General features: G+C 60.2%; 24 protein-coding genes. 5 read left to right on the plus strand and 19 right to left on the minus strand.

The features are described 5' to 3' along the window. Window positions 1-61 precede the first annotated feature (61 nt). The 10 genes from KBW81_RS18565 to hmgA form a co-directional block, all read right to left on the minus strand. Window positions 62-511: a MarR family winged helix-turn-helix transcriptional regulator gene (locus KBW81_RS18565; protein ID WP_254249237.1), complete on the minus strand. Its 450-nt coding sequence runs from the start codon at window positions 509-511 to the stop codon at window positions 62-64. 111 nt (window positions 512-622) lie between these two features. Next, entirely contained in the window at window positions 623-2,260 is a 1,638-nt protein-coding gene (locus KBW81_RS18570; protein ID WP_254249238.1) for a thiamine pyrophosphate-binding protein, read from the minus strand. Between the two features lie 54 nt (window positions 2,261-2,314). Beyond that, on the minus strand, window positions 2,315-3,631 hold the full coding sequence (locus tag KBW81_RS18575; RefSeq protein WP_254249239.1) for a TRAP transporter large permease: 1,317 nt from the start codon (window positions 3,629-3,631) through the stop codon (window positions 2,315-2,317). A gap of 3 nt (window positions 3,632-3,634) precedes the next feature. Then, entirely contained in the window at window positions 3,635-4,174 is a 540-nt protein-coding gene (locus KBW81_RS18580; protein ID WP_254249240.1) for a TRAP transporter small permease, read from the minus strand. A 3-nt stretch (window positions 4,175-4,177) separates the two neighbouring features. After that, the gene (locus tag KBW81_RS18585; RefSeq protein ID WP_254249241.1) at window positions 4,178-5,212 is read right to left on the minus strand and encodes a TRAP transporter substrate-binding protein; all 1,035 of its coding nucleotides are present in this window, start codon (window positions 5,210-5,212) and stop codon (window positions 4,178-4,180) included. After that, on the minus strand, window positions 5,209-5,433 hold the full coding sequence (locus KBW81_RS18590; protein WP_254249242.1) for a DUF2783 domain-containing protein: 225 nt from the start codon (window positions 5,431-5,433) through the stop codon (window positions 5,209-5,211). The genes KBW81_RS18585 and KBW81_RS18590 overlap by 4 nt, the downstream gene beginning before the upstream one ends. Then, complete coding sequence (locus tag KBW81_RS18595) at window positions 5,426-7,063, minus strand: FAD-dependent oxidoreductase (protein WP_254249243.1); 1,638 nt, start codon at window positions 7,061-7,063, stop codon at window positions 5,426-5,428. Before KBW81_RS18595 ends, KBW81_RS18590 begins: the two co-directional genes overlap by 8 nt. Before the next feature lie 74 nt (window positions 7,064-7,137). Beyond that, a complete protein-coding gene (locus tag KBW81_RS18600; RefSeq protein WP_254249244.1) occupies window positions 7,138-8,088 on the minus strand; it encodes an MBL fold metallo-hydrolase in 951 nt (316 codons plus the stop codon). Window positions 8,089-8,127: 39 nt separating this feature from the next. After that, complete coding sequence (gene fahA, locus KBW81_RS18605) at window positions 8,128-9,390, minus strand: fumarylacetoacetase (RefSeq protein ID WP_254249245.1); 1,263 nt, start codon at window positions 9,388-9,390, stop codon at window positions 8,128-8,130. 57 nt (window positions 9,391-9,447) lie between these two features. Next, entirely contained in the window at window positions 9,448-10,749 is a 1,302-nt protein-coding gene (gene hmgA, locus KBW81_RS18610; protein WP_254249432.1) for a homogentisate 1,2-dioxygenase, read from the minus strand. A gap of 229 nt (window positions 10,750-10,978) precedes the next feature. Between hmgA and KBW81_RS18615 the strand changes: the two genes are divergently transcribed. Next, complete coding sequence (locus KBW81_RS18615) at window positions 10,979-11,416, plus strand: MarR family winged helix-turn-helix transcriptional regulator (RefSeq protein WP_254249246.1); 438 nt, start codon at window positions 10,979-10,981, stop codon at window positions 11,414-11,416. Next, entirely contained in the window at window positions 11,416-12,045 is a 630-nt protein-coding gene (maiA, locus tag KBW81_RS18620) for a maleylacetoacetate isomerase (protein ID WP_254249247.1), read from the plus strand. The genes KBW81_RS18615 and maiA overlap by 1 nt, the downstream gene beginning before the upstream one ends. Here maiA and KBW81_RS18625 read toward each other — a convergent pair. From KBW81_RS18625 to KBW81_RS18640, 4 genes are all read right to left on the minus strand, one after another. Further along, complete coding sequence (locus KBW81_RS18625) at window positions 12,042-14,072, minus strand: TRAP transporter permease (RefSeq protein ID WP_254249248.1); 2,031 nt, start codon at window positions 14,070-14,072, stop codon at window positions 12,042-12,044. The genes maiA and KBW81_RS18625 overlap by 4 nt on opposite strands. Before the next feature lie 82 nt (window positions 14,073-14,154). After that, a complete protein-coding gene (locus KBW81_RS18630) occupies window positions 14,155-15,156 on the minus strand; it encodes a TAXI family TRAP transporter solute-binding subunit (protein WP_090190042.1) in 1,002 nt (333 codons plus the stop codon). Between the two features lie 197 nt (window positions 15,157-15,353). Continuing rightward, the gene (locus KBW81_RS18635) at window positions 15,354-17,708 is read right to left on the minus strand and encodes a transketolase (RefSeq protein WP_254249249.1); all 2,355 of its coding nucleotides are present in this window, start codon (window positions 17,706-17,708) and stop codon (window positions 15,354-15,356) included. A 166-nt stretch (window positions 17,709-17,874) separates the two neighbouring features. Then, window positions 17,875-18,936 (minus strand): IS630 family transposase, encoded by a 1,062-nt coding sequence (locus KBW81_RS18640; RefSeq protein ID WP_254246941.1) that lies wholly within the window; start codon window positions 18,934-18,936, stop codon window positions 17,875-17,877. Between the two features lie 112 nt (window positions 18,937-19,048). Between KBW81_RS18640 and KBW81_RS18645 the strand changes: the two genes are divergently transcribed. After that, window positions 19,049-19,444, plus strand: a complete 396-nt coding sequence (locus KBW81_RS18645; RefSeq protein WP_245754238.1) for an Lrp/AsnC family transcriptional regulator — start codon at window positions 19,049-19,051, stop codon at window positions 19,442-19,444. A gap of 7 nt (window positions 19,445-19,451) precedes the next feature. Here the strand turns inward: KBW81_RS18645 and KBW81_RS18650 are convergent, their stop codons facing one another. Genes KBW81_RS18650 through KBW81_RS18665 form a run of 4 tightly spaced genes read right to left on the minus strand, consistent with a single transcriptional unit; the run spans window position 19,452 to window position 23,294 of the window. Next, window positions 19,452-20,453, minus strand: coding sequence for a zinc-binding alcohol dehydrogenase family protein (locus KBW81_RS18650; RefSeq protein ID WP_254249433.1), 1,002 nt, complete (start codon window positions 20,451-20,453; stop codon window positions 19,452-19,454). Window positions 20,454-20,464: 11 nt separating this feature from the next. After that, window positions 20,465-21,247, minus strand: a complete 783-nt coding sequence (locus KBW81_RS18655) for an ATP-binding cassette domain-containing protein (protein ID WP_254249250.1) — start codon at window positions 21,245-21,247, stop codon at window positions 20,465-20,467. A 58-nt stretch (window positions 21,248-21,305) separates the two neighbouring features. Next, entirely contained in the window at window positions 21,306-22,247 is a 942-nt protein-coding gene (locus KBW81_RS18660) for an ABC transporter substrate-binding protein (protein WP_254249251.1), read from the minus strand. A 33-nt stretch (window positions 22,248-22,280) separates the two neighbouring features. Further along, a complete protein-coding gene (locus KBW81_RS18665) occupies window positions 22,281-23,294 on the minus strand; it encodes an ABC transporter permease (protein WP_090190034.1) in 1,014 nt (337 codons plus the stop codon). Window positions 23,295-23,439: 145 nt separating this feature from the next. Here KBW81_RS18665 and KBW81_RS18670 point away from each other — a divergent pair, with 145 nt between their 5' ends. Together KBW81_RS18670 and KBW81_RS18675 are read left to right on the plus strand one after the other, a co-directional pair. Then, on the plus strand, window positions 23,440-24,345 hold the full coding sequence (locus KBW81_RS18670) for a GntR family transcriptional regulator (RefSeq protein WP_254249252.1): 906 nt from the start codon (window positions 23,440-23,442) through the stop codon (window positions 24,343-24,345). Between the two features lie 317 nt (window positions 24,346-24,662). Continuing rightward, complete coding sequence (locus KBW81_RS18675; protein WP_254249253.1) at window positions 24,663-25,514, plus strand: amidohydrolase family protein; 852 nt, start codon at window positions 24,663-24,665, stop codon at window positions 25,512-25,514. A 109-nt stretch (window positions 25,515-25,623) separates the two neighbouring features. On the opposite strand, the gene KBW81_RS18680 is transcribed toward KBW81_RS18675, so the two are convergent. Then, complete coding sequence (locus KBW81_RS18680; RefSeq protein WP_175499327.1) at window positions 25,624-25,800, minus strand: hypothetical protein; 177 nt, start codon at window positions 25,798-25,800, stop codon at window positions 25,624-25,626. Between the last annotated feature and the right edge of the window lie 15 nt (window positions 25,801-25,815).

A 25,815-nucleotide genomic window follows, 5' to 3' on the forward strand; every position in this document is an offset into this window, starting at 1 on the left:
CGTTTAAGAACAGCGCGTTATTTTGGATGCCTCAGCGCTAATCCGCCGGAGGCGTCCTGCGTCAAACTGGGCGTTCGTTCATGGCGTCGGACAGGGCCTTTAGCCCATCGTTCAAGGCTGTGCGCCCTTCCGGGGTCATGCGGTCAAGCACCTCTTTGGTGCGGGCTTGGACCTTTGGAAAGATCGCTTGGAACAAGGCGCGGCCTTGATCGGTGCAGGCGTAAAGTTTGAGGCGGCGGTCTTCTGGTGCGACGCTGCGGGTGATGAGCCCTTTATCCTCTAGCCTTTGCGAGGCGCGCGAGACTTGCACGCGGTCAAGGGTGGTGCGGTTGCTCAGCTCTAGCGATGTGATCTGTTCCTCGCGGGCGAGCAGATAGATCAGTCGCCATTCTTCGCGGCTAAGGCCGAATTCGCGGCCATAGACATCAAGCAGATTACGAGAGAAATTTTCCGCTGCGATAGCAAGACGATAAGGGAAGAAGGCCTCTAGGTCGGGGGTGTCGTCTTGCATCGGGGTCTATCCATCAAAGTCGCAGGCCAGATAAGGCGTGTGCAGCAATCCTAAATTGCGCATCTGTGTCAATGTCATAGCGCGGTGCATCTGCGGTGGCTAGCATCCGGGTCAAATCCGCATGCGGGGGACATCGTTGGGATCAATGCGCAATTCGATCAGCAATGGTCCGCAGTTTTGCGCATCGCGCGATTGGATCGCGTCAATGCATTGGGCAAGCTGGGCGTCATTTGTCACGGCAATGCCTGTACCGCCAAGGGCAGTCGCGATCTGGGCGAAATCGGGCCATTCGAACATCGCAAGGCCGGGGTCCATGTCGCGGTCAATGAACTGAATATGCTCTGCGCCATAGGCAGAGTCGTTGCACAGAATGACGATCAGGTTCTGTTTCAGGCGCACCGCGGTATTAAATTCGTTCATGCCGCCCATCATAAAGCCGCCGTCGCCTGTGAACACGACCACAGGACGGTCCGGCGCGGCGATGCCTGCGCCGATCGCCTCTTGCAGGCCAAGACCGATAGAGCCGAAATTGGCGGTGACGATAAAGCTGCGCGGGTCGGGGGCGGAAATGCGGCACCAGACTTCGGTCATGAAACGGCCGCCGTCGGTGGTCAGAATGCGGTTCTTTGGCAGGGCGGACTCTAGCTTTTCCAAGGCAGAGACGAAATCGACATAGCCAAGGCTTTTGTCTTTGCCGCGGGCAGGGGGGTGCGCGGTCAGGGCATTCAGGTCAAGTTCGCGGGTAAAGCCGCTGGGGGGGATTTCCGCCTCGTTCAGCCAGAACAGGATATTGTCCGCCGTGAGCCGCGCATCAGCGATCAAGGCTGCATCGGGGTGAAAGTTCTTTGCGACCTCTTGCGGGGTGTTGTTGATCTGGATGATGCGTTTGTCTTTCATCAGCGCGCCTTTGTCGGTGGTGAACCGGTGCAGGCTGGCGCCGAAACTGACGATGCAGTCGCTTTTGGCGATCAGATCATAGGCGGCAGGTGTGCTAAGCGTGCCGAAAATGTCCATGTTATGTGGATGGCCGTTGAAAAGTCCCTTGGCCTTGAGCGTGGTCGCGAGCGGTGCTTCGAGCCGTTCGGATAGCGCGATCAGGCTATCGCGGGCATCAATGGCACCGCCGCCCGCAAGGATGATCGGCCGCTTGGCGGAAGCGATCATACCAATGGCCTGATCCACGGCGTCGCCTTCGGGGACATAGGCGGGGGCGTCATAAGGGGCGAAAACCACTGTTTTATGCGCAATTTCCTGCCACATCATATCGGCGGGCATGTTGAGCACGATGGGGCGCCGTTCGACGCGGGCGCGGTAGAAGGCGTGGGCGACGTCATAGGACGCCGTATGCGGCGCGCGGATTTGTTCAAAGCCTGCGCCTGTGACATTGACCAAAGCGCGTTGGTCGATGTTTTGCAGGTTGTGCGGGTCAATCTGCGGCGTGTCGCCTGCCAGCAAGACGATAGGGATATGCCCGCGCACGCCTTCGGTCAGGGCGGTGATGCAGTTGGTTAGGGCAGGGCCGTGGGTGACGGTGGCCACGCCGACGGTGCCGGTGACGTGGGCATAGGCCATCGCCATCAGAACCGCGCTGCCCTCATACGCGACGGGTACGAAATCGCCGGCGCAGTGGCGCACGTAATGATCGACCATGAACAGATTGGCGTCCCCCATCAGGCCGAACATCGTCGCGGCTTTATGATCGGCGATCGCTTGGGCGACAGAGTGGAACATGTAGGATTTCGCGGTCATTTTGCGGGCTCTTTGCGTGGGGAAGGGGGGATTGGCCGGATGCCAGCGGGCTGGCTACATCTGACCAACAAGCCAGAGGGACAGCGCAGGCACGCTGAGCAGCAGACCAAGACGGACGATGTCGGCCAGCCAGAACGGGAAGACGCCTTTGAAGATCGTCGAGAGTTCGACGTCGCGCAGGACGGCCTTGAGGACGAAGACATTCATGCCCACGGGCGGTGTGATCAGGCTGATTTCTGTTGCGACGACGACAACGATTGCGAACCAGATCAGCGCATTTTCCGGGTCCAAAAGGGCCGGGTTTGTAAAGGGCAGCTCGTACATCAGCGGATAGAAGACGGGCACGGTCAGCAGGATCATCGACAGGCTTTCCAGCACGCAGCCAAGGATCAGGTAGATCACCATGATGCCCATCATGACGGCCCAGACGGGCAGGTCGTTGTTCATGACGAAGGACGAAAGCCCATCGGGCAGCCCTGCGAAGTTGATGAAGTTCGTGAAAATCTCGGCGCCGATGATGACGGCGAAGATCATGGCCGTGGCACGGATGCTGTCAAAGGCGGCGTCAAAGAAATCCGCCAGCGCCATCGACCGCAGCGCCAGCGCAATGACGATTGAGGCGCCTGCGCCCATGCCTGCGGCCTCTGTCGGGGTGAAAATGCCGCCGTAGATGCCGACCATAATAAAGACGAACAGCCCAAGCACGGCAAAGACGCCGATGACGTCGGTGCGGGACATCGGCGGGCTTTGCGTCACCTCTGGGGCCAAGGCGGGATTGTGCCAGACCGCGAGTTTGACGGCCGCAAGATAGAGGATCACGCCAAGGATGCCGGGAATGATCCCCGCAATGAACAGTTTGGAGATATTCGTTTCGGTCAGCAGGCCATAAATGATCAAGATGACCGAGGGCGGGATGAGGATGCCAAGGGTGCCGCCTGCGGCGATGGATCCGGTCGCAAGGCGATCATCGTAGCCGAATTTGCGCATCGACGGCATGGCGACTTTGGACATGGTCGCGGCTGTGGCGAGTGACGATCCGCAGACCGCCGAAAAGCCGCCGCAGGACAGGACCGACGCCATCGCCAACCCGCCCCGGGTGCGGCCGAACAGGCGGTCGGCCCCGGCGTAAAGCCCGTGCGCGACGCCGGATACGGCAAGAATATTGCCCATAAAGATGAACAGCGGGATGACCGAAAGGCTGTAGGACAGGGCGGTGTCAAAGGCGACTTGGCCCGTCATAGACCACGCAGGGCCCCAGCCGCGCATCAACGCGAAGCCAATGCCGCCGACCGCCGCCATGGCAAAGGCGATGGGGACGCGCATGAACATCAAAATCAGAAGGACGGCAAAGCCGAGCAGAGAAATCAGCATATCTTACGGCTCCTTACCGTCGCAGTGGTCCGGTGGCACGACGCCGCGCAAAAGGGCGATGACGGCGCTGACGAGGCAAGAAAAGCTCGCGAGGAAACCAAAGGGTGCGTAGGGGATGGAAAGGGCGTTGGTGACGGCCCCGTCTTGCGCCGCGCCAAGCGCATGGGCCCCAAGACGCCACGCCAGCGTCACCAGCAACGCCGCCGAGAAGAGGCCGGCAAACGCCACAAGCGACCGGTTGGCGCGCGCGGGTAGCAGGGCGCCAAGGATATCAACCTCAATATGTTCGCGCCGTTCGGTCGTGAGTGGCAGCGCCAGAAAGACCAGCGCTGCCAAAATCATTTCAGTCAATTCGAACGCCCCCGATAGGGGACGATCGAAAATGTAGCGCCCGACAACGTCGATGCAGGTGATCAGGATCAGACAGCCCAAAGCAAGGCTGGCGGCCAACCCTAATGAGACGTCAAGCACGCGGCGCAGGGATACGCCTTGGCCAGATGTCCCGCCACCTGCGCTGAAAAAACGGAAGTTCGGGCGCGCCATGGATCAGTATTCCACGCCGGTCTGTGCGCGCAGTTCGGCCAATGCGGCCTTACCGTCGAAACCGTCCGCCGCGATGGTGTCGGCCCATTCGGATTCGTAGCCGGCGGCGATTGTTTTGATTTTTTCAAGCACATCCGCAGGGGTGTCGTAGACCTGTATCCCGGCGTCGGCGATGGCGATCAGCGCGGCATCGTCGGCCGCATTCCATGCGTTACCCACGAGGGCGGCAAAGGCTTCGCCCGAGATCGCCTCGATCGCGGCTTGATCTTCGGTCGAAATCTCGGCCCATTTGTCGTCGTTCATGACGAAGAACCAGGTGGAGTTATAGAAGCCACCGGGGGCGCGCATGGAATATTTCAGGTGTTCCGTCAGCTTGTAGGCGGTCAGCGCCTCGTAGGTGATGGTGACGCCGTCGATGACGCCGCGCGACAGCTTTTCATAAATCTCTCCTGTGGACATAAAGAGCGTTTCAGCGCCGAGGTCAGAGATCATGTCAGCGATGTAGCCGCCGGGGACGCGGATTTTCAGGCCGGCAAAGTCAGCGTCGCTTTCGATCTTGCGCACGTTGTTATGAAAGATGCCCGGGCCGTGCACAAAAAGGCCAAGCAGTTTGACGCCTTCATGTTCGGCCTGCGCGTCCAGCATGCCGCCGTAGACGTTCCAAAGCGCGGTGGATCCACTGGCGGCGTCGTCGCCGGTGAAGGAAAACTGACCGATGCGCGAACGCACAAAGCGGTCGTCGGTGGTAAAGGAATGCAGACCATAAGTGATGTCAGCGACGCCGTCGGCGGCCATGTCGAAATGCGCCGGGGGCGGGCCAAGCGGCTTTGCAAGAATGCGGATTTTCACGCGGCCTTCGGTGACGTCTTCAACCTGCTGGGCCCATGGTTTGAACGCATTGACCACGATGGGGTGGCGTGCGGGCAGCCAGCTGGACATGGCCAGCGTCGTATCAGCCATGGCGGCGGGCGCTGCGAGGATGGTCATCCCGAATGCGGCGGCCCCCAAAAGCTGGGCGACTTTATGTGTCAGTTTCATGGTCTCTCCTCCTGTTGAGATGGTCGCGATGCAACGCGGAGCGCCTGTGCAAGCACGGCGGGGTCCCCGATGTGATTGAAAAGGATCAAGATCAGGCGCGCATTCAGGGCGGCGCTTTGGTCATCGGTCAGGCCGTCGTGCGCATCGATCAGCGCGGCATATGTGTCATCGGGGGCGGCGATGTTGGGTGTCAGGATTAGGGTGGATTTTGCCTCAGGCATCTGCGGGCTCCTTTGCGCAAGCGGTGCGTAGCGCGTTGGTGACAGCGGCGGCGTCAAAGGCATCCCACCGTGCGGCGACATGTTGGTCGGGCCGGATCAGATAGACGGCCCTTGGTGCCGCGCCCAAATAGCGTTCGGTCAGCGCATCCTGCGTGCCCGCAGTGGTTGAGAGCGACACGGTGCGCAGGGTGATGCCGTCCACCGTGATGTCGGCAGGCGCTGCGCAGTTGATGGCGAGCAGCACAAAGTCGCCACCCAGCTGGTCCAGCAGATACCCGCAGTCCAAGGGCGCATCGGGGCAGGGGCTGCCGACGCGGCTGCGATCTGGTCCGCCGTGCAGGGCGTCCGCGCCGTTCAAGGGCAGGTCGTCGTAGGTGCAGGGCATCGACAAGCGGCCCGAATTGACGATCGGGCGGGCAAAGGTGTGATGTTCGGCTAAATCCAGAACTGCGTTGCGGAACAGGCGGCTGGTGGCTGATTTTGGCGTGATGAAATCGGTCGCGCGGGTGGAGTTGAGGATGTTTTCATCGGCCCCGTATGCCCGTTCGACATCATAGCTATCCAGCAAGGCATCCGGTGCCTTGCCTTGCAAAACTAATCCGAGTTTCCAGCCCAGATTGTCCACGTCTTGCAGGCCGGAATTCGCGCCGCGTGCGCCGAAAGGCGATACCTGATGCGCGGCGTCGCCGGCAAACAGAACGCGGCCATGGCGAAAGCTGTCCATGCGTCGACATTGAAAGGTGTAGATGGATGACCAGACGATGTCGTAAACCACATCCGCCCCCAGCATCGCGTCAAGGCGGCGGCGGACGTTATGCTCTTTCAGCTCTTCTTTGCGGTCCACGTCCCAGCCGATTTGGAAATCGACCCGCCAGACGTCGTCGGGCTGTTTGTGCAGCAAGGTTGATGCGCCGGATTTGAAGTGCGGATCGAACCAGAACCAACGCTCTGTCGGGAAGGATTTCGATGTCATCCGAATGTCGGCGATCAAGAAGCTGTCTTGAAACACGCGCCCGTCGAAATCCAGTTCCAGCATCGCGCGGACCGGAGAGTTCGCGCCGTCGCAGGCCACGACATAATCGGCGGTGATCGTATAGCTGCCGTCCGGCGTCATCACATCCAGCGCGACATGGTTATCAGCGGGGCGCACCGCATCAACGCGGTTCTTGCCGCGCACGTCGATGGGGGCGCCAGATGCGATTTCTGCCGTGATCTGTTCGAACAGGAACTTTTCAAAGTAGGGCTGCTGCAGATTGACAAAGGCGGGGTGCTTGTGCCCGGCTTCGGGTAGTAGGTTGAATTCAAAGATCTGCCGGTCGTCGTAGAACACCTTGCCAAGGTTCCAGATCACGCCCTTGTCCAAAATCGGCGCGCTTGCACCGTAGCGGTCGGTGATTTCTAGCGTCCGCTTGGCAAAGCAAATCGCGCGGCTGCCTTTGCCGACGCCTTCGTGATCGTCCAGAAGGACGACGTCGATGCCCTGGCGGCCCAGATCAAGGGCGGTGGCCAAGCCAACAGGTCCGGCGCCGATTACGGCGACCTTGTGGCGCGTGGGCGTGGCTGCATCCTGATCGGCGCTGCGCGCGTAAGGATACAGCTTGAACGCCAGTGAATAGCGATCTTGCAACATCGGTTCTCCTCCCGAATGGTCTTGTGCCTGCGTGCCCCTCACACGCAGGCAAATTGGATGTGGGCCGCCGCAAATCAGCTTTGCAGGGCGGTCCACATTTCCTTGTCGCGCGCGGCGGTCCAGATCCGCGGGGTGTCGATGCCTTTGGCCTCGTCAAAGGCGCGGGCGACGTTGAAGGGCAGGCAGTGTTCGTAGATCGCATAGTCGGAAAACTTTGGATCACAGGCTTCGCGCACGGCGGCCCACGCTTCTTTGAGCGTGCCGCCGCGGGCGACGATGCGGGCGACCGGGGCGTAGGTGCTGTTGACGAAATCAGCGGTAGAGGCCAGCGCCTTTGCGACCATGTCTTCGCCGATCAGCGCGTCGCCGCGGCCGGGCGCAATGGATTTCGGCGCATAGCTTGCGATGGCATCAAGGGTCGCGCCCCAATCGCCAAAGTGACCGTCCCCGCAGTAGCAGGCCGAGTGGTATTCAACGATATCGCCGGTGAACATTACCTCTTGATCGGGGACCCAGATCACGGCGTCGCCGGCGGTATGGGCGCGGCCAAGTTTCATGATGTCGACCCGGCGTTTGCCCAGATAAACCGTCATTTTGTCGGAAAAGGTGGTGGTGGGCCGCGTCAGGCCGGGGATTTCCTCGTGCCCCTGAAACAGGCGCGGGAAGCGGTCAAATTCGCTGTCCCAGTCTTCTTGGCCGCGCTCTTCGACCATGGCGGCGGCGGTGTCCGACATGATGATTTCTTTGGCACCGTAGGCCGAAGCACCCAGCACGCGGACGGCGTGATAGTGGGTCAGGACGACATGGCTGATCGGCTTGTCGGTGACTGTGCGCACGCAGTCGATCACCTTGCGCGCAAGGCGCGGGGTTGCTTGCGCCTCGACGATCATGACGCTGTCGTCGCCGATGATGACACCGGTGTTTGGATCACCTTCGGCGGTGAAAGCGTAAAGGCCATCGCCCACTTTCGTGAAGCTGATTTTCTTGTCTGCCATATCCCCTTGCGAGGCGAATGCTTTAGCCATGGTCAATATCCTTGGTAAGTGTCGTTTGCTATGTGCGGATTAGGTGGTGGCCCAGTCGGGCAGGGGCTTTGCGGGCAGCAACGTGCCTGTGCACACGCCAAAGCCGACGCGAAAACCTGCGCCTAAGGCTGCGCCGTAAAGGGTCATGGTGTCGCCATCTTCGATAAAGCTGCGCTGTTCTGCGCCGCTTAGGGTCAAAGGGTCTTTGCCGCCCCAGCTGAGTTCCAGCAACGAGCCGCGCATGTCTTTTTCCGGCCCAGAGATCGTGCCAGAGCCCAGCAAATCCCCGGTGCGCATCGCGCAGCCGCTTGTGGTGTGGTGGCAAAGCTGCTGCGCGGCAGAGTAGTACATCTGGTTGGCGTTGGTGCGGGCGATAATCGTCTCTGCGCCGCCCTTGGGTGTCATCCCGACGCTAAGATCGATGTCGTAAAGCATCGGGCCGCTTTCGCGCAGATAGGGCAAAAGTGGGCGGGATCGTTGCGGCGCGGGGGCGCGGAAATCTTGCAGGGCCTCTGCGGTGACGATCCAAGGGCTGATCGTGGTCGCGGTCGCTTTGGCCTGAAATGGGCCAAGCGGCTGGTATTCCCAGGCCTGAATATCGCGCGCGGACCAGTCGTTCAGCAGGACATAGCCAAAGATCATCGCGTCCGCGGCATCGACGGATTGCATGCCCTGCGATGGCGTGCCGACGATTGCGCCAAGTTCCAGTTCGATATCGAAGCGGGCGCAGGGACCAAAGTGCGGCAGGTCGGCGTCCGGCGCCTTAAGCTGGCCGTAGGGGCGGGTAATGTCGGTGCCTGATACGACCACGGATGACGCGCGCCCGTTATAGCCAATCGGGATCGACAGCCAGTTCGGCGGCAGCGCGTTTTCTGCGCCCCGGAACATGGTGCCGACGTTGGTCGCATGATCCTTGGACGCGTAGAAATCGGTATATTCCGCGACGGTAAAGGGCATGTGCAGCTGTGCGTCCGCTTGTTGGCCCAGCAGATTTTGCAGGCTGTCGGTGTCAGCATTGTCTTCGGCCAGCAGGGTGGTCAGCTGCGCGCGCAGGTCGGCCCAGACGACGGGCCCTGCCGCCATCAACGGGTTCCATGTGCCGTGTTGCAGATAGGGGCCGCCTTGCAGGGTGATCAGGCCGGACGCTTCTGCAGTTGCCACGTCAAAGATCGCGTCCCCGATGGCGACACCGCAGCACGGCACCTTGCCCGGCACGGAAAAGACGCCGTAGGGCAGGTTGTTCAGGGGGAAATCGGTTTCGGCGCTATTTGCGCTGTCGATCCAAGAGCGTTTGAGGGGCATGTATTCATCCGTTCGCGAGCGTTTGGGGCGGGTGTGATTGGGGCGGGCGGGATCGCCCTATTTTCCCCAATTGCCTTCGGGCGTGCCGTCAAAATGCTTTTCGATCCCGTCCCAGCAATGGATGTAATCGTCCTGCAAAGGCGCTTGTCTTGCGGCGTATTCGGTCAGGTGCTGGGGGAAGCGGGTTTCGAACATGAAGGACATGGTGTTATCGAGCTTTTCCGGCCCAAGGTCCGCATTGCTGGCCTTTTCAAAGGCAACGTTGTCGGGGCCGTGCGGCAGCATCATGTTGTGCAGGCTGATGCCGCCGGGCGCAAAGCCGTTGGGCTTGGCGTCGTATTGCCCGTAAATATTGCCCATCAGTTCCGACATGACGTTCTTATGGTACCATGGCGGGCGGAAGGTGTTTTCCGCTGTCATCCACCGCTCTTTGAACAGAACAAAGTCGATGTTGGCGGTTCCGGGCACGCCAGAGGGCGCGGTCAGAACCGTAAAGATCGACGGGTCGGGATGGTCAAAGAGGATTGCGCCAATGGGGCAGTAATCGCGCAGGTCATATTTGCAGGGCGCGTAATTTCCGTGCCACGCGACCACATCAAGGGGGGAGTGGTCGATAAAGGTTTCGTGGAATTGACCCTGCCATTTGATCACCACGCGCGAATGGGCGTCGCGGTCTTCAAAAGCGGCCACGGGCGTTTTGAAATCGCGGCGGTTCGCCATGCAGTTGGCACCGATTGGGCCGCGCCCCGGCAATTCCAGCTTTTGCCCATAGTTTTCGCACACAAAGCCGCGCGCGGGCCCGTCGCGTAGTTCGACGCGGTAGACAAGGCCGCGCGGAAGGATGGCGATTTCCTTTGGCGCGACCTCGATCACGCCAAGTTCGGTGCAGAACCGCAGGCGGCCCTCTTGGGGCACGACCAGCAATTCGCTGTCAGCAGAGAAGAAATATTCATCCGTCATCGAGGCAGTGACAAGGTAGACATGCATCGCCATGCCGACCTGTGTGTAAACGTCCCCCGCCGTGGTCATGGTGTGCATGCCGTCGATCCACGTCAAATCGGCGTCGCTGTGCGGCACGGGGTCCCAGCGATATTGGCCAAGGGACGTGATGTCATTCAGCACATGGGGGGCGGATTTCCAGTAGGGCACGTCGATGCGCGAAAAGCGGGACACGTGTTTCACCGATGGGCGGATCCGGTAGCACCATGTCCGCTCGTTCTGGTGGCTCGGCGCGGTAAAGGCGGTGCCGGTGAGCTGTTCGCCGTACAGGCCATAGGCGCATTTCTGAGGGCTGTTCATGCCGCGCGGTAAAGCTCCGGGCAGGGCTTCGGTTTCGAAATCGTTGCCAAAGCCGGGCATGTAGCCGGGGGTGACCCCCTTGGTCCCTGCATCCGCGGTCAAGGTTCTGTCTGTCGAAGGTGTCTGCACGTTTTCACTCCCGATTGGTCTGGCCCGGTTTGGGGGCAATATTTGTTGCAATCGCAATGAAGTCAAACTATTTATTGCATATGCAACGATTAATCCTGGCGAGCCACTTACCAATCCCAATCCCAATCCCAAGCCGCAGGTCCAAGGCAGGAGCGCGCGGATGACGCATGACTTACCCCCCTTTGATCTGGATGGGTTCGTGCCCTATCTGCTTGCAGCCACAGCACAAAAGTTGTCGGCGCAACTGGCGGCGGGCTATCAATCGCGGTTCGGAATCTCGATCGCGGAATGGCGGATTTTGGTGAATGTGGGCTATGTTAGCGATGCGTCGGTCAGGGATATCGAGCAGCGTGTCGGTCTGGAAAAGTCCAAGGCAAGCCGCGCGGCAAGCCGGCTGGTCGCAAAGGGCTATGTCAGCAAAACCGTCGATTTAGCGGACCGGCGGTTGATCAAACTGGCGCTGACCGACAAGGGCGCAGACCTGCTGCGGCAGATCGTGCCAATCGCAAAAGATCACAGCACCGCGCTAGAGCAGACCCTGATGGAGGATCATGCGGTGCTGCAACGTATCCTGAAACAACTTTTGCAGGCGCTTTGATGACCGTCACGCTTCACGATTACTGGCGCTCGACTGCAAGTTACCGGGTGCGGATTGCTTTGGCGTTTGCGGGGATTGATTGGCGGGGGCAGGGGGTTGATTTGCTGCGGGGTGATCAGCGCGGCGGTGGCCACCTTGATCTGAACCCGCAGGGGTTGGTGCCGGTGCTAGAGATTGACGGCGCGCATCTGACTCAGTCGCTGGCGATTGTCGAATATCTGGACGAGACGCGGGCGCTTGGCCTGATGCCCAGCGATCCGCTGGACCGGGCGCGGGTGCGGGCCGTCGCCTATGCGATTGCGATGGAAATCCACCCGGTTTGCAACCTGCGCGTGGCGCGGTTTGCGGTTGAAAAATCAGCGGGCACCCTGACCATGCAGGGTTGGATGCGCGAATTCATCGCGCCCGGTCTGGTCGCTGTGGAACGCCTGATCGATGGCGGGCCAACCTGTCTGGGCGGTCGCGTGTCGCTTGCGGATTTGTGCCTGTTTCCGCAGATTTACAACGCGCAAAGGTGGGACGTGGATTTGGGCGGGCTGCCCAAGATCCAACGCGTGATCGCCCACCTGTCACAGATGCCGCAGTTTACGCAGACGGCACCGGAAAACGTCAGGCCCATGACCGCTTAGACTACTGCCGTTTCGCTGCGCCTGCGGGCGAACTGTAGGTACAGAACAGGTGCCATCAGAACGACGGCGACCGCCATCGTCTTAAGCCCCGGCGCGATAAACAGCATCGACACGGCCGCGATCCACCACCTTTCCCAGCGACGCAATGGGGTCAGCAGATAGCCGGAAAAGGCGACGCCAAGGCTGGCGATCCCCATCATTGCCCCGGCCAAGGTCACGAAAAACGCGGGCCAGGTGAAGCCGTCAGCGACCAGCAAAAGGGAAGGCGAGTAGACGAAGACGAAGGGGACCAACGCCTTGGCAATCCCCAGCCGGAATGCGGTATTGCCGGTTTGGAACGGGTTCGATCCGGCGATACCCGCCGCCGCATAAGCCGCGAGGGCGACAGGGGGCGTGATGTCCGCAAGCACGCCATAATAGAAGACAAAGAAGTGTGCCACGATGGGCTGGACCTGCTGGGCGGCCAGCGCTGGCGCGGCGACGGCGACAAGGATGATGTAGGTCGCCGTGGTGGGAATGCCGGCGCCCATGATGATGCACGACATGGCGATCAGGACCAGCGACAAGAACAGCGACCACTGCGCGACAGAGGCGAACGAGAAAGGCCAGATCGACCCGATCACGGCGCCCATGTCGGTGGCGGTTTGCACGACGACATAGCCCAGACGAAAGCCGACCCCGGTCAGTGTGACCACGCCGACGACGATGCCGACAACGGCGGCGGCCGCGCCGACCGCCAGCGTGTTCTTTGCGCCGGAGGCCAGCGCGTTCCACAGATCAATCAGCGTCAACCGGTTTACAGGGTTCAGCAGGCCAACGACCACGCAAGCGATGATGCCATAGACGGCGGCGTAGTCGGGGGTGCGGCCGGACAGGATCATGTAAACAAGGATGATCAGCGGAATCACCGACAGCCAATGCTGTTTCAGCACCAAACCCAGCTTTGGCATTTCTGCCGCGCTGAGGCCGCGCAGGCCAAGGCGCTTTGCCTCGAGGTGGACCATGATGAAGATGCCGAAATAGTGCAGCAACGCGGGAAAGAGGGCTGCGGCGAGCACGTCGCGCAGCGGGATTTCAAGGTATTCAACCATGATAAAGGCCGCGGCACCCAAGATGGGCGGCGTGATTTGGCCGCCGGTCGACGATGTCGCCTCTACTGCGGCGGCGAAGTGGCTGGGATAGCCGACCTTTTTCATGGCGGGAATCGTCAGCGCGCCGGTCGTGACGGTGTTGGCGATAGAAGAGCCAGAAATCGTGCCCATGAAGGCCGAGGAAAAGATCGCGACCTTGGCCGGGCCGCCCGCATAGCGGCCAGCAATGACCATGGCGAGGTCGATGAACAATTGCCCCAAACCGATGCGGGTGGCGAGGACGCCGAACAGGATGAACAAAAAGACGTATTTCGCCATCACACCGATGGCGATGCCGTAGATGCCTTGGTTCGTCATATACAGGTGGTTGATCAGCCCAAGCCAGCTGGTGCCGCCGTGCTTTAACGCGCCGGGCGCGTAGGGGCCGAAGATCGCGAACAGAATGAACACGATGCCGATGATGGGCAGGGTAGGTCCGATGGACCGGCGCGCGGCCTCTAGCGTGAGCAGCAGCAGGGCCGTGCCCATGAAGATATCAAGCTGGCTGGGGTTGCCGACCCGCTGGGCCACGATTTCAGGCGGCAGCAGCGGCAGATACATAGCGGCAGCAACGGCGAGCAGGGACCAGAGCAGGTCAAGGTAGGGTACGCCTTGGAACCGCCACCACGCGGGCGGGGCCATGTCGGTTGCCGGGGCCTTGCGCCAGCCAAATAGGATAAACACCAGCGACAGCACGAATGAGATATGGATGCCGCGGTGCATCAGTTCGGGGATCAGCGCAAAGCCAGCGGCGTAGAAATGATAGACCGACATCGCGACCAGCAGGAACGATACGGCAAAGGCCAGTTGCGGGCCGGTGCTGCGAAAGGCCGTTTCCGGGTCGTATTTACGCTCGATCTCGGCCAGTTCGGCCGCGCTTAGTTCGCTGGTTTGCATCCGCTATCCTTGGGTCATGCCTGCTTTGGTCAAGCGGCGGGTGATGCGCGAGGACGCGCACCACCAAAGTTAAAAACGAGCCTTACTGCAGCAGGCCGGCTTCGCGGTAGAACCGCTCTGCGCCCGCATGCAGCGGGATGCCGATGCCATCAAGTGCTGTTTCTTTGTTGATCGACGCGCCCTTAGCATGACCGACGTCCAGCAGGGTGCGGGTGTTGTCGTTCCACAGGGCTTTTGTGATCTGATAGACCAGCTCTTCGTCTTCGTCAGAAGAGGTGATCCACTGCGCGCCGACGGCCACAGTCGTGGTGTTTGCCACGCCTTCATAGGCGGTGTCGGGGATGTCAGAGGACGAGAAGAAGCCGAATTCTTCAGTCAGCTTTGCTGCGCCGTCGCCGTCGATTGGCACCAGTTTGATGTCAACAGCCGAGGCAAGTTCGACGATTGCGCCGGTGGGGTAGCCGCCCACAAAGAAGAAAGCGTCGATCTGGCCGTTGCGCAGCGCATCGCTTGCGGCGTCAGGCTTTAGCGCCTCGGCGGTGACGGTGTCGCTGGACAGGCCGTAAGCGGACAGGATCAGGTTGGCGTCGACGTAAGTGCCGGAACCCGGCTCGTCCAAAGATACGCGCTTGCCTGCAAGATCGGCGACAGAGTTGATGCCGCTATCGGCCATGACAACCAGGTGGATGTGCTCTGGAAACAGGGCGGCAATGGCGCGCAGCTTTTCCGCAGGCGCTTGACCGTCCATCGTGCCGGTGCCGGTATAGGCCCAATAGGCGACGTCCGACTGGGCAAAGCCAGAGTTGCGCAGGCCAGAGTTGATGGCGTTCACGTTGTCGACCGATCCGCGCGATGACACGGCAGAGGCGATCAAGCCGGGCACGCCGCAGCTGCCGCCTTCATCGCACGCACGAGAGCCCGGAGGGCTGGAAATGGCGTTCGCGATGACGCCGCCGACTGGGTAATAGGTCGCTGCTGTGCCGCCGGTCCCGATTGTGAAAAAGGTCAGTTCTTGCGCGTGGGCAGTCGTCGTCAGCCCAAAGGCAATCGCGGCCGTCAGCGCTGCGGTTTTGAAAATCTGCATTGAATGTTCCCCGTTGGTCGCGGCCTTGCGCACCCGCGCGGGGTGCCGCCTGCGTGTTGAGTGCACCGATGGATGCTGCGGCAAGAGTGGCGGTATTTTGCGAAGGCGTAAAGCGCCAGTCGTACAAAGTGGGGCGGAAAACCAAAGTGGGCTGCGGCAAGGCGGGTAATGGGGGCCTTGCCGCAGCGCTTGCGGCGTCAGGCAGAGCGGTTGCCAATCGTCAGCGCGCGCACCGTGTCGGCAATGGCGGTGCGATCAATGCGGAAGTGGCGGTACAGGTCGTCAATGGTGCCGGTTTGGCCGAAATGTTCGACGCCCAGCGGGATGGTTTTATGCCCGCAAACCGATCCCAGCCACGACAATGTCGCAGGGTGGCCGTCGATCACGGTGACGATCGTGCAGGTGCTTGGCAGCGCATCAAGCAGCGTTTCAACATGGCTGCGCGCCCCGGCATGCCCGCGCGCGCGTTCGCGTTGTGCGGCGGTCCAGCCCGCGTTCAGGCGGTCTGCGGATGTGACGGCCAAGACGCCGACATCGCGCCGGGTTCCGCCGATCATGCCGGCTGCTGCGATGGCTTCGGGCGCGACGGCCCCTTGATACGCGATCACGACGTCGCAATTGGGACCAGGTTTGCGCAGCCAATAAGCGCCATCAATCGCGCCTTGGCGAAAGGCGTCGTCGACCCGTTTGCCGGGCTGTTCAATCGGGTTTGTCGTCAGCCGCAGATAGACAGAGCCACCGGTTTCATCGCGTAGCCATGTCCGTTCGTCCGGATCGCCGCCGCCGTCACGCTGCATGTAATCGAACGCCCATTCCATAATGACCGCAAGTTCGTCCACGAAAGCAGGCTCGAACGCGGCAAGCCCGTCTTGGGACATGCCGATCAGAGGCGATGCAATCGACTGATGCGCCCCGCCTTCGGGGGCCAGCGTGACGCCGGACGGGGTGCCGACCAGCATAAAGCGGGCGTCTTGGTAGCAGGCGTAGTTTAGCGCATCGAGGCCGCGTGACACGAACGGGTCATAGACCGTGCCAATGGGGATCAGGCGTTTGCCGAACAGGGAATGCGACAGGCCTGCGGCGCCGAGCAGCAGCATCAAGTTCATCTCTGCGATGCCCAGTTCGATGTGCTGGCCGTCTGGTGCGAATTCCCATTTTGCGGTCGATGCGATTTTGTGATCCTTGAAGGTGTCAGGTCGGGCCGTGCGTGCAAACAGTTTGCGCCGGTTGACCCAAGCCCCAAGGCTTGTCGTGCCGGTGACGTCCGGCGATGTCGTGACGATCCTGCTGGCCAGATCGCTGTCGCCTTTGGACAGATCGTCCAGAATTTTGCCAAAGCCCATCTGGGTCGAGATTTCACGCTCGCTTGCGATTTCGATCTTGGGCACGCTAAGCACATCATCGGAAAACCGGCGCGGGCCTTTGGCAAAAAACGGCACGGCGTTCAGGTCTGCTTGGAATGCGGATGTATCGCCAATGGTGGCGAAGCGGTCCCATTCGGCCCCTTCGGGCACGCCCATATGCACCTGCCAATCGGCCATTTGCGCCTTGGTCATCAGGCCGCCGTGGTTGTCTTTGTGCCCCGCAATCGGCGTGCCCCAGCCTTTGATCGTATAGGCCAGAAAGCAAACCGGGCGGTCGTGGTCGATGGCGGCAAAGGTCTGGGCCATGGTGTCGACGCAATTGCCGCCAAGGTTTTCCATCAAGGCCGCCAGTTCCGTATCGCTGCGCGCGTTCAGCAGGGCGGTGACGTCGCCTTGGTCGCCCAAGTCATCCATCAGGTGTTTGCGCCATACGCGTCCACCCATATAGGTCAGCGCGGCGTAAAGCTGGTTGGGACAGTTATCGATCCAGTCTTGCAGTTTTTGCCCGCCGGGTTCGGCAAAGGCGGCGCGTTGCAGCTGGCCGTATTTGATGCGCACGACGTCCCAGCCAAAGGCGTCGAATACTTTTTCGGCCCGCTCGAACAGGCCTTCTTGGACGATCCCGTCGAGGGACTGGCGGTTGTAATCAATCACCCACCAGGTGTTGCGCAGGTCGTTTTTCCAGCCTTCTTGCAGGCATTCGTAGATGTTGCCTTCGTCCAGTTCCGCGTCGCCCATGAGCGCGACCATGCGGCCGAGCGGCAGTTCCTTGCCCCATGTTTTCGCCTGCACGTAGTCCTGAACCATCGACGCAAAGGATGTGATCGCGACGCCCAGACCGACAGAGCCGGTGGAAAAATCCACATCGTCCACGTCTTTGGTGCGGGACGGATAGCTTTGCACGCCGCCAAGGCCGCGGAAGTTTTCCATCTTTTCGCGGCTGAGGTTGCCCATGAGATACTGCATCGCATGAAAAATCGGAGAGGCATGGGGTTTGACGGCCACGCGGTCTTGTGGCCGCAAGACCGAAAAATAGAGCGCCGTCATCATCGACACCATCGACGCGGACGAGGCCTGATGCCCGCCCACCTTAATCCCGTCCACCTTGGGGCGGATGTGGTTGGCGTTGTGGATCATCCAATGCGACAGCCAGAGCAGCCGTTGTTCCACGGTTTTCAGGTCGATCATAAAAGCCTCTTGAGCGGTGTTGCGCTATACTGGATCAGTCTAGTCGCATTTTGCGCGCAGGTTCCTGCAAATTCACTACGTGGGGGCGTATTTGCGCTGAAAAAGCTCGCGCTTTTTGCAAATATTAGCGTATTTCGCTGCTATGGATGAAATTGATATACCGCCACTACTTCAAAACCCGAAAGTTTTCGTAGGTTATGACGCGGAAGTTGTCTGAGACCTTGTCGCGGAACTTCGTCCATTCCTGCGGGATGGTTTCACGCATGAATGCAAGGATGGCGTCGGCGAACTGCTTTTGACTTGGGTAGTAGCGATTGTGGGTAACGTATTGATGCAAGACGGCCCAAAGCCGCTCAATGGGATTGAGATGAGGGCAGTAAGGCGGCAGCTGGATCAGATGGATACGGCAAGCTGCCCTGGCGAGGAAGGCTCTGACATCGGGCCCTTTGTGGTAGGCCGCGTTGTCCCAGATGACATGAATGATGCGCTTGTCAGGGTTGCGCACTTCGATCTTGGTCAGAAGCTGTGCTGCACTGACGCCATCAACGGTTGTGGGCTCGACAAAGGGTGCATCGAAGGTTTCAAGGTTCACAGCCCCATGAATATTCACACGACCGCGCCCTGCCGTGCTGAGAACCGCTGGATTTGATCCTACTTTCACCCAGCCAAACGCAGGCTTGGTCTGGTATTCCGGATGCACCGCATCGGCGAAGTAGACGGCTTCATCCGCTGGTAACTCACGCATCAGGCGGTCGTATAATGCGATAAAAGCGGCCTGCTTTTCCGCTGATGCCACGCGCGGCAGGGACTTGGGCTTGCGGTATTCAAAGCCCAGTCGGGCCAGAAGTTTGATGCAGCCAGAATGGGAATAGTTCAGACCGCACTCAGCTGCGACATGGGCCCTGATCTCGACCGTCGAGCGACAGAAGCGTGCTTCCAGCCAGGCGCATAAAGCAACCTCCTGTGCCTGTGTCATACGGGACTGACCGCCTTTCCAGCCGTCGAAAGCAAGCGCATCCCAACCATCTTGCAGAAAGGTTTTATGCCAGCCCCGGATGGTATCGTCGTCCAAGTAGAGAAACTTTGCGATCCGAGCACAGCTTTCCCCGTCGTCGAGCAGCAGGATCGCATTTGCCCGGCGGGCAATGCCGTGGTCCTCGCGCTGGCAACGCACGCAAGCCTCAAGCTCGAGGCGGTCTGCTGAGGAAAGAAAGCCGGGGCGGATCATAGGCATAGCTGAATCGTTCCAAACCCAGCCGTCAAGTCACCAAATTCGGCTTCCGCAGGACTCGGAGTATAAACGAATCGTTCGCCGGCTTGCTGCGGATGGGCGCATCAGCATGAATGACCTTGGCGATGCTGTCGGGCTTAGCCCCACGCCGACCGCGCGCCGGGTCAAGGCGCTAGAAGCGTCAGGCGTGATCACCGGCTACAATGCCCGCTTTGACGAGGCGGCGCTGGGGTTTGATGTGACCGTGTTCGTGTCGGTGCAGCTTGACCGGCAAATCGACAAGGCGCTTGCGTCGTTCGAGGCCGAAATCTCTGCCTTTGAAGAGGTGGTGGATTGCTGGCTGATGACCGGAAATCGCGATTATCTGATGCGGATTGTGACGTCAGACCTGAAGGATTTCGAGCGTTTCCTGACTGAACGCCTGACCCGCGTGACGGGGGTGTCGTCGATTGAATCGTCAATCCCCCTGCGGCGGGTCAAGGGGAAGCCCTACCGGACGCCGTAGGGCGATTTCACCCTTCCATCTGGACGATGACCTTGATCAGGGTCGACCGATCCGCGGCCAGATTGCTGAACTTTGCGGCGAATGCATCAAGGCTCAGTTGATCCGAACACAGGGCGTCTGCGTCGATATCGCCGCGCCGGAACGCGGCCATTACCCAGTCGAAATCATCCCGCAGCGCGTTGCGACTGCCGATCAGGCGCATTTCCTTTTTATGGAAGTCGGGATCGTGGAATGTGATGTCATTTTTCACAACGCTTACAAGCGTGTAAGACCCACCATGGGCGACAGCGGCAAAGCCGGATTCAATCGCGCCGCCATGGCCGGTGGCGTCGAAAACCACGTCATAACCTTCGCCTTGAGTCGCGGCGATTGCCGCATCAAGCGAGGCGTAGGCGGTATCAAAGCCGAACCGATCCTGCGCCATGCGCAGCCGGTCCGGGCAAAGGTCTAGCAAGGCGACGTCCGCCCCCGCGAGCCGCGCAAAAAGCGCAGCGCCAATGCCGATAGGGCCTGCGCCGGTGACAAGCACACGGTCGCCGGCGCAGGTGTCCGACCGCCGGACAGCATGGGCGCCGATGGCCAGAAATTCGACCATAGCGGCCTGCTGCGGCGATAACCCTTCGGCGGCGTAAAGGTTCGCGGATGGCACGGCCAAGCGCGTGGCCAGACCGCCGTCGCGGTGCACGCCAAGCACTTGAATATTGTAGCAGCAGTTCGGCTTGCCCCGCTTGCACGCGCGGCAGGTGCCGCAGGACAGATAGGGGTTCACAACGACAAGATCGCCTTTGGTCCAGCCGTTGCCGTCTTGCACAACGCGGCCGCTAAGTTCGTGCCCGATGACACGCGGATAATTCAGGAAAGGGTGTTTGCCTTCTAGGATGTGATAGTCTGTGCCGCAGATCCCGGCCGCGCAAATGTCGATCAGAACCCAACCGTCCGGCGCGGTCTGGGGCAGGGGGCGCGTTTGCACGTCGAACGTGCCGGGGGCGTTGATGACGCCGACTTTCATAGTGGGTTCCGTCATTTGCCGCCTCGCGGGGTCCAGTCATCGGGCAATGTGCCTTTGATGATTAAGCTTAGGATGTCGTCTTTGTTCACGTCCTCGATCCGAAAGGATCCGACGTTGCGGCCTTTGTTCATCACCATGACGCGGTCACACAGGTCAAAGACATCATGCATGTCGTGGCTGATCAGAAATATCCCGATCCCTTCGGCCTTAAGCCGCAGGGTCAGATCAGCGACCATAGCGGTTTCGGATGGGCCAAGCGCTGCTGTCGGCTCGTCCATGATCAGCACCTTCGCCTGAAAATAGATCGCCCGTGCAATCGCGATGACCTGCCGTTGGCCGCCGGACAGGCGCGATACGGGGTCTTTCAGGTTTGTGAAATGCGGGTTCAGTTGGCGCAAAGCCTCTTGCGCATGTGCGAACATGCGGGTGTCGTCCAGATTGCCAAAGCGCGTTTTCAGCTCTCGGCCCAGAAACAGATTTGCGGCGGCATCGAGGTGATTGGCCAAGGCGAGGGTTTGATAGATCGTTTCGATCCCGCAGTTGCGGGCATCTTGCGGAGAGTTCAACGTCACAGGTTTGCCGGCCACGGTTATTTGCCCATCGCTGGCCGTCATCGCGCCCGACAGAATGCGCATCAGGCAGGATTTGCCTGCGCCGTTATGGCCCAGAACGCCCACCACCTCGCCCGGGTACAGGTCAAGGCTGACGTCGGTTACGGCGTGCAGCCCGCCGAAGCGTTTGGAAATGCGGAACATTTCAACCAATGGGGTCGGCGGTGCTGGGGTGTCGAACATGGGGGACCTACTGGCGCAAAGAGTGGCCAGCGCGAGGAGCGCGCTGGCCGGGAGGGGTTTAGTAAAGGACGTTTTGCGCCACTGGACTGTCGATGTTGTCCTTGGTGACCATCACGACGCCGGTGTCGATGAACGTCTCGATCGTCTCGCCGGCCAGAACGCCCATGACGGCCTGCACGCCAAGTTCGCCCATCTGGAACGAGCCTTGCACAGCGGTCGCCAGCAAGGTGCCGCTTTTGACCATGTCTTGCAGGTCGGCATTGCCGTCAAAGCCAATCGCCGTCAGCTGGCCCGCTTTGCCAGCCTGTTCGATGGCGCGTCCCATGCCAATCGCTGTGGGTTCGTTCGCGCCAAAGATACCGACCAGATCGGTGTTTGCGGCCAGAATGTCCGTGGTCTGGTTCAGCGCCGTCGCCATTTGCGACTGCGAATAGAACGGTCCGACGATTTCAAGGTCAGAGTTTTTGGCGAGGTAGTCGCTGAAACAGCCGACGCGGCCGATTTCGGACCCGACACCCGCGACATAGGACATCACGGCGACTTTGCCGGTGCTGCCTGCGGCGTCGATCATGGTTTGCGCGGCCAGCTCGCCTGCGGTGCAGTTATCCGTGGATAGGAAGGTTTGGTAATAGGCCTCGTTGCCCGCAGCCAACATGCTGTCGATGATTGCGACGGGGATGCCTGCCTCGAAGGCGCGTTTGACGACGGGGGCCAATGCCTCTGGGTCGGACGGGGCCAAGACGATGGCGGACACGCCGCGATTGATGGCGTTTTCCACCAGCGATACCTGATCGGCGACGGCGGATTCAGACGCCGGGCCGTTAAAGCTGACGGTATGCGCGCTTTGCCCTGCGATGGCCGCGTCGGCGCCTTTGCTGACATTTTGCCAAAAGTTGGAATTTGTCGTCTTTACGATGACGGCGATTTCACCTGCGGTCGCGGCTGATGCGGTAAGCCCTATGATCCCGGTGGTGAGTGCTGCGGTGACGATGTTCTTCATGGTTTCCTCCCTGATGAAGCTGATGTCGGGCGTTCAGTTGCGGTTGCGGATCTGGTCGATATAGACCGCCCCGATCACCACGATCCCGATGATAATTTGTTGGATAAAGGCGCTGGTACCGGCCATGTTCAGGCCGTTGCGCAGCACACCGATGATGAATGCGCCAATCATGCTGCCAGAAATGCTGCCAACGCCGCCCATCAATGACGCGCCGCCAATGACGGCGGCTGCGATGGCGTCAAGTTCGTACATGACGCCCTCGTTCGGCTGGACGGTGACAAGGCGGGACATCAAAACCATGCCTGCCAGACCGGCCAGCGCACCTGATGCGGTATAGGCCCAGACCTTTGTGCGGGTGACGTTGACGCCGGACAGGCGGGCGGCCTCTTCGTGCGATCCGACCGACAGAATATGCCGCCCGATTTGGCGGCGCGACAGGATGTAGGCGCCCAAGAGCGCGACGACCAACAGCAGCACGGCAGGGTAGGGGATGCCGGGAAAGATCACCTTGGGAAAGCCGTTGGCCTGCATTTCAACAACGCGAAAGAACGAGCCGTTCCCCAACTGCCCAAAGCTGTCGCCCAGACGGCTGATCGGGGCGGCGCCTGTCAGTTGCAGCGCTAGGCCGCGGGCGATCATCATCATGCCAAGGGTCGCCACAAAGGGCGTGATCCGCATCTTAGTGATGATCAGCCCATTGATCGCGCCGCAGGCCGCACCCGTTACAATGCCCAGCCCCATGCCGGGTATCACGGGCATCCCCGCCTTGATCGCCAGCCCGGTCACAACCCCCGACAGGGCCAGCACGGACCCCACGCTAAGGTCGATGCCGCCCGTGATGATGACCATGGTCATGCCAATTGCCAGCAGTCCTATCACGGCAGTTTGCAGCAAGACGGTCAGGCCGTTGTTGACCGAAAAGAACGCAGGGCTGGTAAACGAAAATGCCACGATCAACAAAACCAGCGTCGCCACGGCTGACAGCTTGTGCAGCGACGCGCCGCCAAGGCGAAGGCGGCGTGACCGCGAGGCCTGCACATCTGACATTCTGTCGTCTCCTCCTGCGGCAATAATTGCTTTTTATAATAATAAACATATGCAGGCACGAAGTGACGCGTCAAATGTTTTTAATTCTTTTTGAACAGGCTATAGAACAAGTGGTGACGGCGCAGATCGGAAAGGCCACTGACCTATGGCACGCAACAACACACGTTTCATCGAAGCGCATAACAAGCTGCTAACGATATGCGATAAAACGGAAATTGGCGGCACGCTGCAGTCTGAAAACGTGCTTGCGGCTGATCTTGGCGTTAGTCGCACTGTGATCCGCAGCGTGCTTGCGCGCTTTGACGACATCGGGCTGATCGCGCTTGATGGCCGCGAAAAGGTGATCCGGCGGCGCACGCGTGCGGGGGATCGTCTGGAAAAACCAGCGACCTTGCTGACGATAGAAGAGCTGGAGGGGCGATTCCTTGATTGGGTGCTGCGCATGGACGTGCCGCCGGGCACGGCGCTGAACGTGGCGCAACTGGCCAAGGAGTTTGGCGTTGCGCCGCATACGTTGCAGGAGTTCCTGTCGTCCTTGTCGCGGTTCGGGATCGTCGTGCGGCGGCCGCGCGGCGGCTGGGTGCTGCACGGCTTTACCAAGGAATACGCGTTAGAGCTGTCGGACTTTCGCACCGTGCTGGAGCTGAACTCGGTCCAGCATCTGGTGGCCCTTGCGCCAGATCATCCGATTTGGGCCCGGCTTGACGTGTTGGAACAGGCGCATCTGGCCCTGCTAGAGCGGATCGATCGGGACTATCACGACTTTTCTGTCTTGGACGAAACCTTTCACGAGGCGATCAACAGTGTGGTGACGAACCGCTTTGTCAAAGAGTTCCAAAAGGTCATCTCTCTGGTGTTTCACTATCATTTTCAGTGGAATAAGGCAGATGAACGCACCCGCAATGCGGATGCGATCCAAGAACATCTGGCCTATATCGACGCCTTGCGTAGCCGGGATGTTGGGCGCGCGCAGGCGGCGGCATTGCGGCATTTGGCGACATCTAAGCAGACGTTGCTGAACGCGTTGCAGGCCAATAGTCACACGCTTTAACTGGTCACGAAATCCAGCGCTGCAGCGGAGAGGGGCATAGCCTGCGTCGCCCGTATGCGACAGGATGAACGGCGCATCTGCCGCGAAAGGCGCGTGATTGCGGTCCCGTCTTTTGCCGTGAATTGCGCCTGCGCGATGGCATCGGACACGAACAGGTCAACGTGGGCCTGCAGAAACCGACTGGTGCCAAATAGAAGGAAATGGGGTAAGCTGCATCATAGTCCTGTCGCGAACTATTGGCGAGACGACTGTTTTATTTTACTGTTTTTAATTATACAAAACATATTTATTCAAGCGACCATGCGAAAGGATACGTCATGGCACAGCCCGACCCGATCGACGCACATCAGCATTTTTGGCAGATTGCGCGAGGCGATTATGACTGGATGACGGACGACGTTGCCGCGATCCGCCGCGATATACTGCCTGCCGATTTGGCACCCGTATTGCAGCGGTATGGCATTGCTGGAACTGTCGTCGTGCAGGCCGCAGCTACGGTGGCAGAGACGGATTATTTACTGTCGCTGGCGCAGGATCATGGCTGGATTAGGGGCGTTGTGGGATGGGTCGATCTGGCGGACCCCGCGGCCGCGCAGACCTTTGATCGCCTTGCTGCGCACCCTGCGTTCAAGGGGGTTCGGCCTATGTTGCAAGACATCAGCGACACCCGCTGGATCGCCCAGCCTGCGGTGATCGCCAATCTGCACAAGCTGGCAGAGCGGGGCCTGCGGCTGGATGCGCTTGTCACGCCGCGCCATCTGGATGTGCTGGCAGAGGTCGCGCAGCAGGTGCCGTCCTTGAAGATCGTGATTGATCATTGCGCCAAGCCCGTCATCGCCGGGGGCGCTGATGCGGGTGACGATTGGCGGCGGGGCATGGCGCAGCTGGCGAAGTTGCCGCAGATCATGTGCAAGGTGTCCGGCCTTGCAAACGAGGCTGGTCCCGGCTGGACGGCGGACGTATTGCGTCCCGTCGTTGATCACGTTCTGGCGCGTTTTGGCGCAGAGCGGGTGATGTGGGGCAGTGATTGGCCGGTTCTGAACCTTGCCGGGGGCTATGATCGCTGGCGGTCGGTGTCTGATGAGCTTTTCGCGCTCTTGAGCGATGCTGATCGCGCTGCGATTTATGGGGGCACGGCGCAGCGGTTTTATGGGTTGGATGCCGGGTGAGCTATGCGCTTGTTAGCGCTGGCACCCTTAGGGACGCTTTAAGAACCGCCCGGCGGCGGTCCTAAAGGCATCACGCTTTGCTGCGAAAATTGGTAACGCTTAAAACGCGTTACTTCTTATCGCGCGCGGCCTTTTCTTCTTTGGTCAACTTGTTGTTCCAGGCATTGTTGCTCAGGCCCAACTCGCTTGGCAAAGGTTTGGTTTTCCCGACGCTGACTTTGCCGCCGTTTTTCAGGAACTCCTGAATAAGCGCGTCATCGGTGGATTCTTTGGGGATGTGTTTCATAATCACACGACTAGC

Origin of the sequence: Loktanella salsilacus (assembly GCF_024206795.1) — a bacterium.
Taxonomy (GTDB): Bacteria; Pseudomonadota; Alphaproteobacteria; order Rhodobacterales; family Rhodobacteraceae; genus Loktanella; species Loktanella salsilacus.

Bases quoted from the DNA above. Each gene is read 5' to 3' on its own strand.
- KBW81_RS18650 (WP_254249433.1), bottom strand. From the start codon at position 20,453: ATGAAAGTCGGCGTCATCAACGCCCCCGGCACGTTCGACGTGCAAACG.
- KBW81_RS18655 (WP_254249250.1), bottom strand. From the start codon at position 21,247: ATGTTCGACACCCCAGCACCGCCGACCCCATTGGTTGAAATGTTCCGC.
- KBW81_RS18585 (WP_254249241.1), bottom strand. From the start codon at position 5,212: ATGAAACTGACACATAAAGTCGCCCAGCTTTTGGGGGCCGCCGCATTC.
- KBW81_RS18645 (WP_245754238.1), top strand. From the start codon at position 19,049: ATGAATGACCTTGGCGATGCTGTCGGGCTTAGCCCCACGCCGACCGCG.
- KBW81_RS18630 (WP_090190042.1), bottom strand. From the start codon at position 15,156: ATGCAGATTTTCAAAACCGCAGCGCTGACGGCCGCGATTGCCTTTGGG.
- KBW81_RS18670 (WP_254249252.1), top strand. From the start codon at position 23,440: ATGGCACGCAACAACACACGTTTCATCGAAGCGCATAACAAGCTGCTA.
- KBW81_RS18580 (WP_254249240.1), bottom strand. From the start codon at position 4,174: ATGGCGCGCCCGAACTTCCGTTTTTTCAGCGCAGGTGGCGGGACATCT.
- hmgA (WP_254249432.1), bottom strand. From the start codon at position 10,749: ATGCCCGGCTTTGGCAACGATTTCGAAACCGAAGCCCTGCCCGGAGCT.
- maiA (WP_254249247.1), top strand. From the start codon at position 11,416: ATGACCGTCACGCTTCACGATTACTGGCGCTCGACTGCAAGTTACCGG.
- KBW81_RS18635 (WP_254249249.1), bottom strand. From the start codon at position 17,708: ATGATCGACCTGAAAACCGTGGAACAACGGCTGCTCTGGCTGTCGCAT.
- KBW81_RS18660 (WP_254249251.1), bottom strand. From the start codon at position 22,247: ATGAAGAACATCGTCACCGCAGCACTCACCACCGGGATCATAGGGCTT.
- KBW81_RS18570 (WP_254249238.1), bottom strand. From the start codon at position 2,260: ATGACCGCGAAATCCTACATGTTCCACTCTGTCGCCCAAGCGATCGCC.
- KBW81_RS18595 (WP_254249243.1), bottom strand. From the start codon at position 7,063: ATGTTGCAAGATCGCTATTCACTGGCGTTCAAGCTGTATCCTTACGCG.
- KBW81_RS18615 (WP_254249246.1), top strand. From the start codon at position 10,979: ATGACGCATGACTTACCCCCCTTTGATCTGGATGGGTTCGTGCCCTAT.
- fahA (WP_254249245.1), bottom strand. From the start codon at position 9,390: ATGCCCCTCAAACGCTCTTGGATCGACAGCGCAAATAGCGCCGAAACC.
- KBW81_RS18565 (WP_254249237.1), bottom strand. From the start codon at position 511: ATGCAAGACGACACCCCCGACCTAGAGGCCTTCTTCCCTTATCGTCTT.
- KBW81_RS18675 (WP_254249253.1), top strand. From the start codon at position 24,663: ATGGCACAGCCCGACCCGATCGACGCACATCAGCATTTTTGGCAGATT.
- KBW81_RS18590 (WP_254249242.1), bottom strand. From the start codon at position 5,433: ATGCCTGAGGCAAAATCCACCCTAATCCTGACACCCAACATCGCCGCC.
- KBW81_RS18575 (WP_254249239.1), bottom strand. From the start codon at position 3,631: ATGCTGATTTCTCTGCTCGGCTTTGCCGTCCTTCTGATTTTGATGTTC.
- KBW81_RS18600 (WP_254249244.1), bottom strand. From the start codon at position 8,088: ATGGCTAAAGCATTCGCCTCGCAAGGGGATATGGCAGACAAGAAAATC.
- KBW81_RS18640 (WP_254246941.1), bottom strand. From the start codon at position 18,936: ATGATCCGCCCCGGCTTTCTTTCCTCAGCAGACCGCCTCGAGCTTGAG.
- KBW81_RS18625 (WP_254249248.1), bottom strand. From the start codon at position 14,072: ATGCAAACCAGCGAACTAAGCGCGGCCGAACTGGCCGAGATCGAGCGT.
- KBW81_RS18680 (WP_175499327.1), bottom strand. From the start codon at position 25,800: ATGAAACACATCCCCAAAGAATCCACCGATGACGCGCTTATTCAGGAG.
- KBW81_RS18665 (WP_090190034.1), bottom strand. From the start codon at position 23,294: ATGTCAGATGTGCAGGCCTCGCGGTCACGCCGCCTTCGCCTTGGCGGC.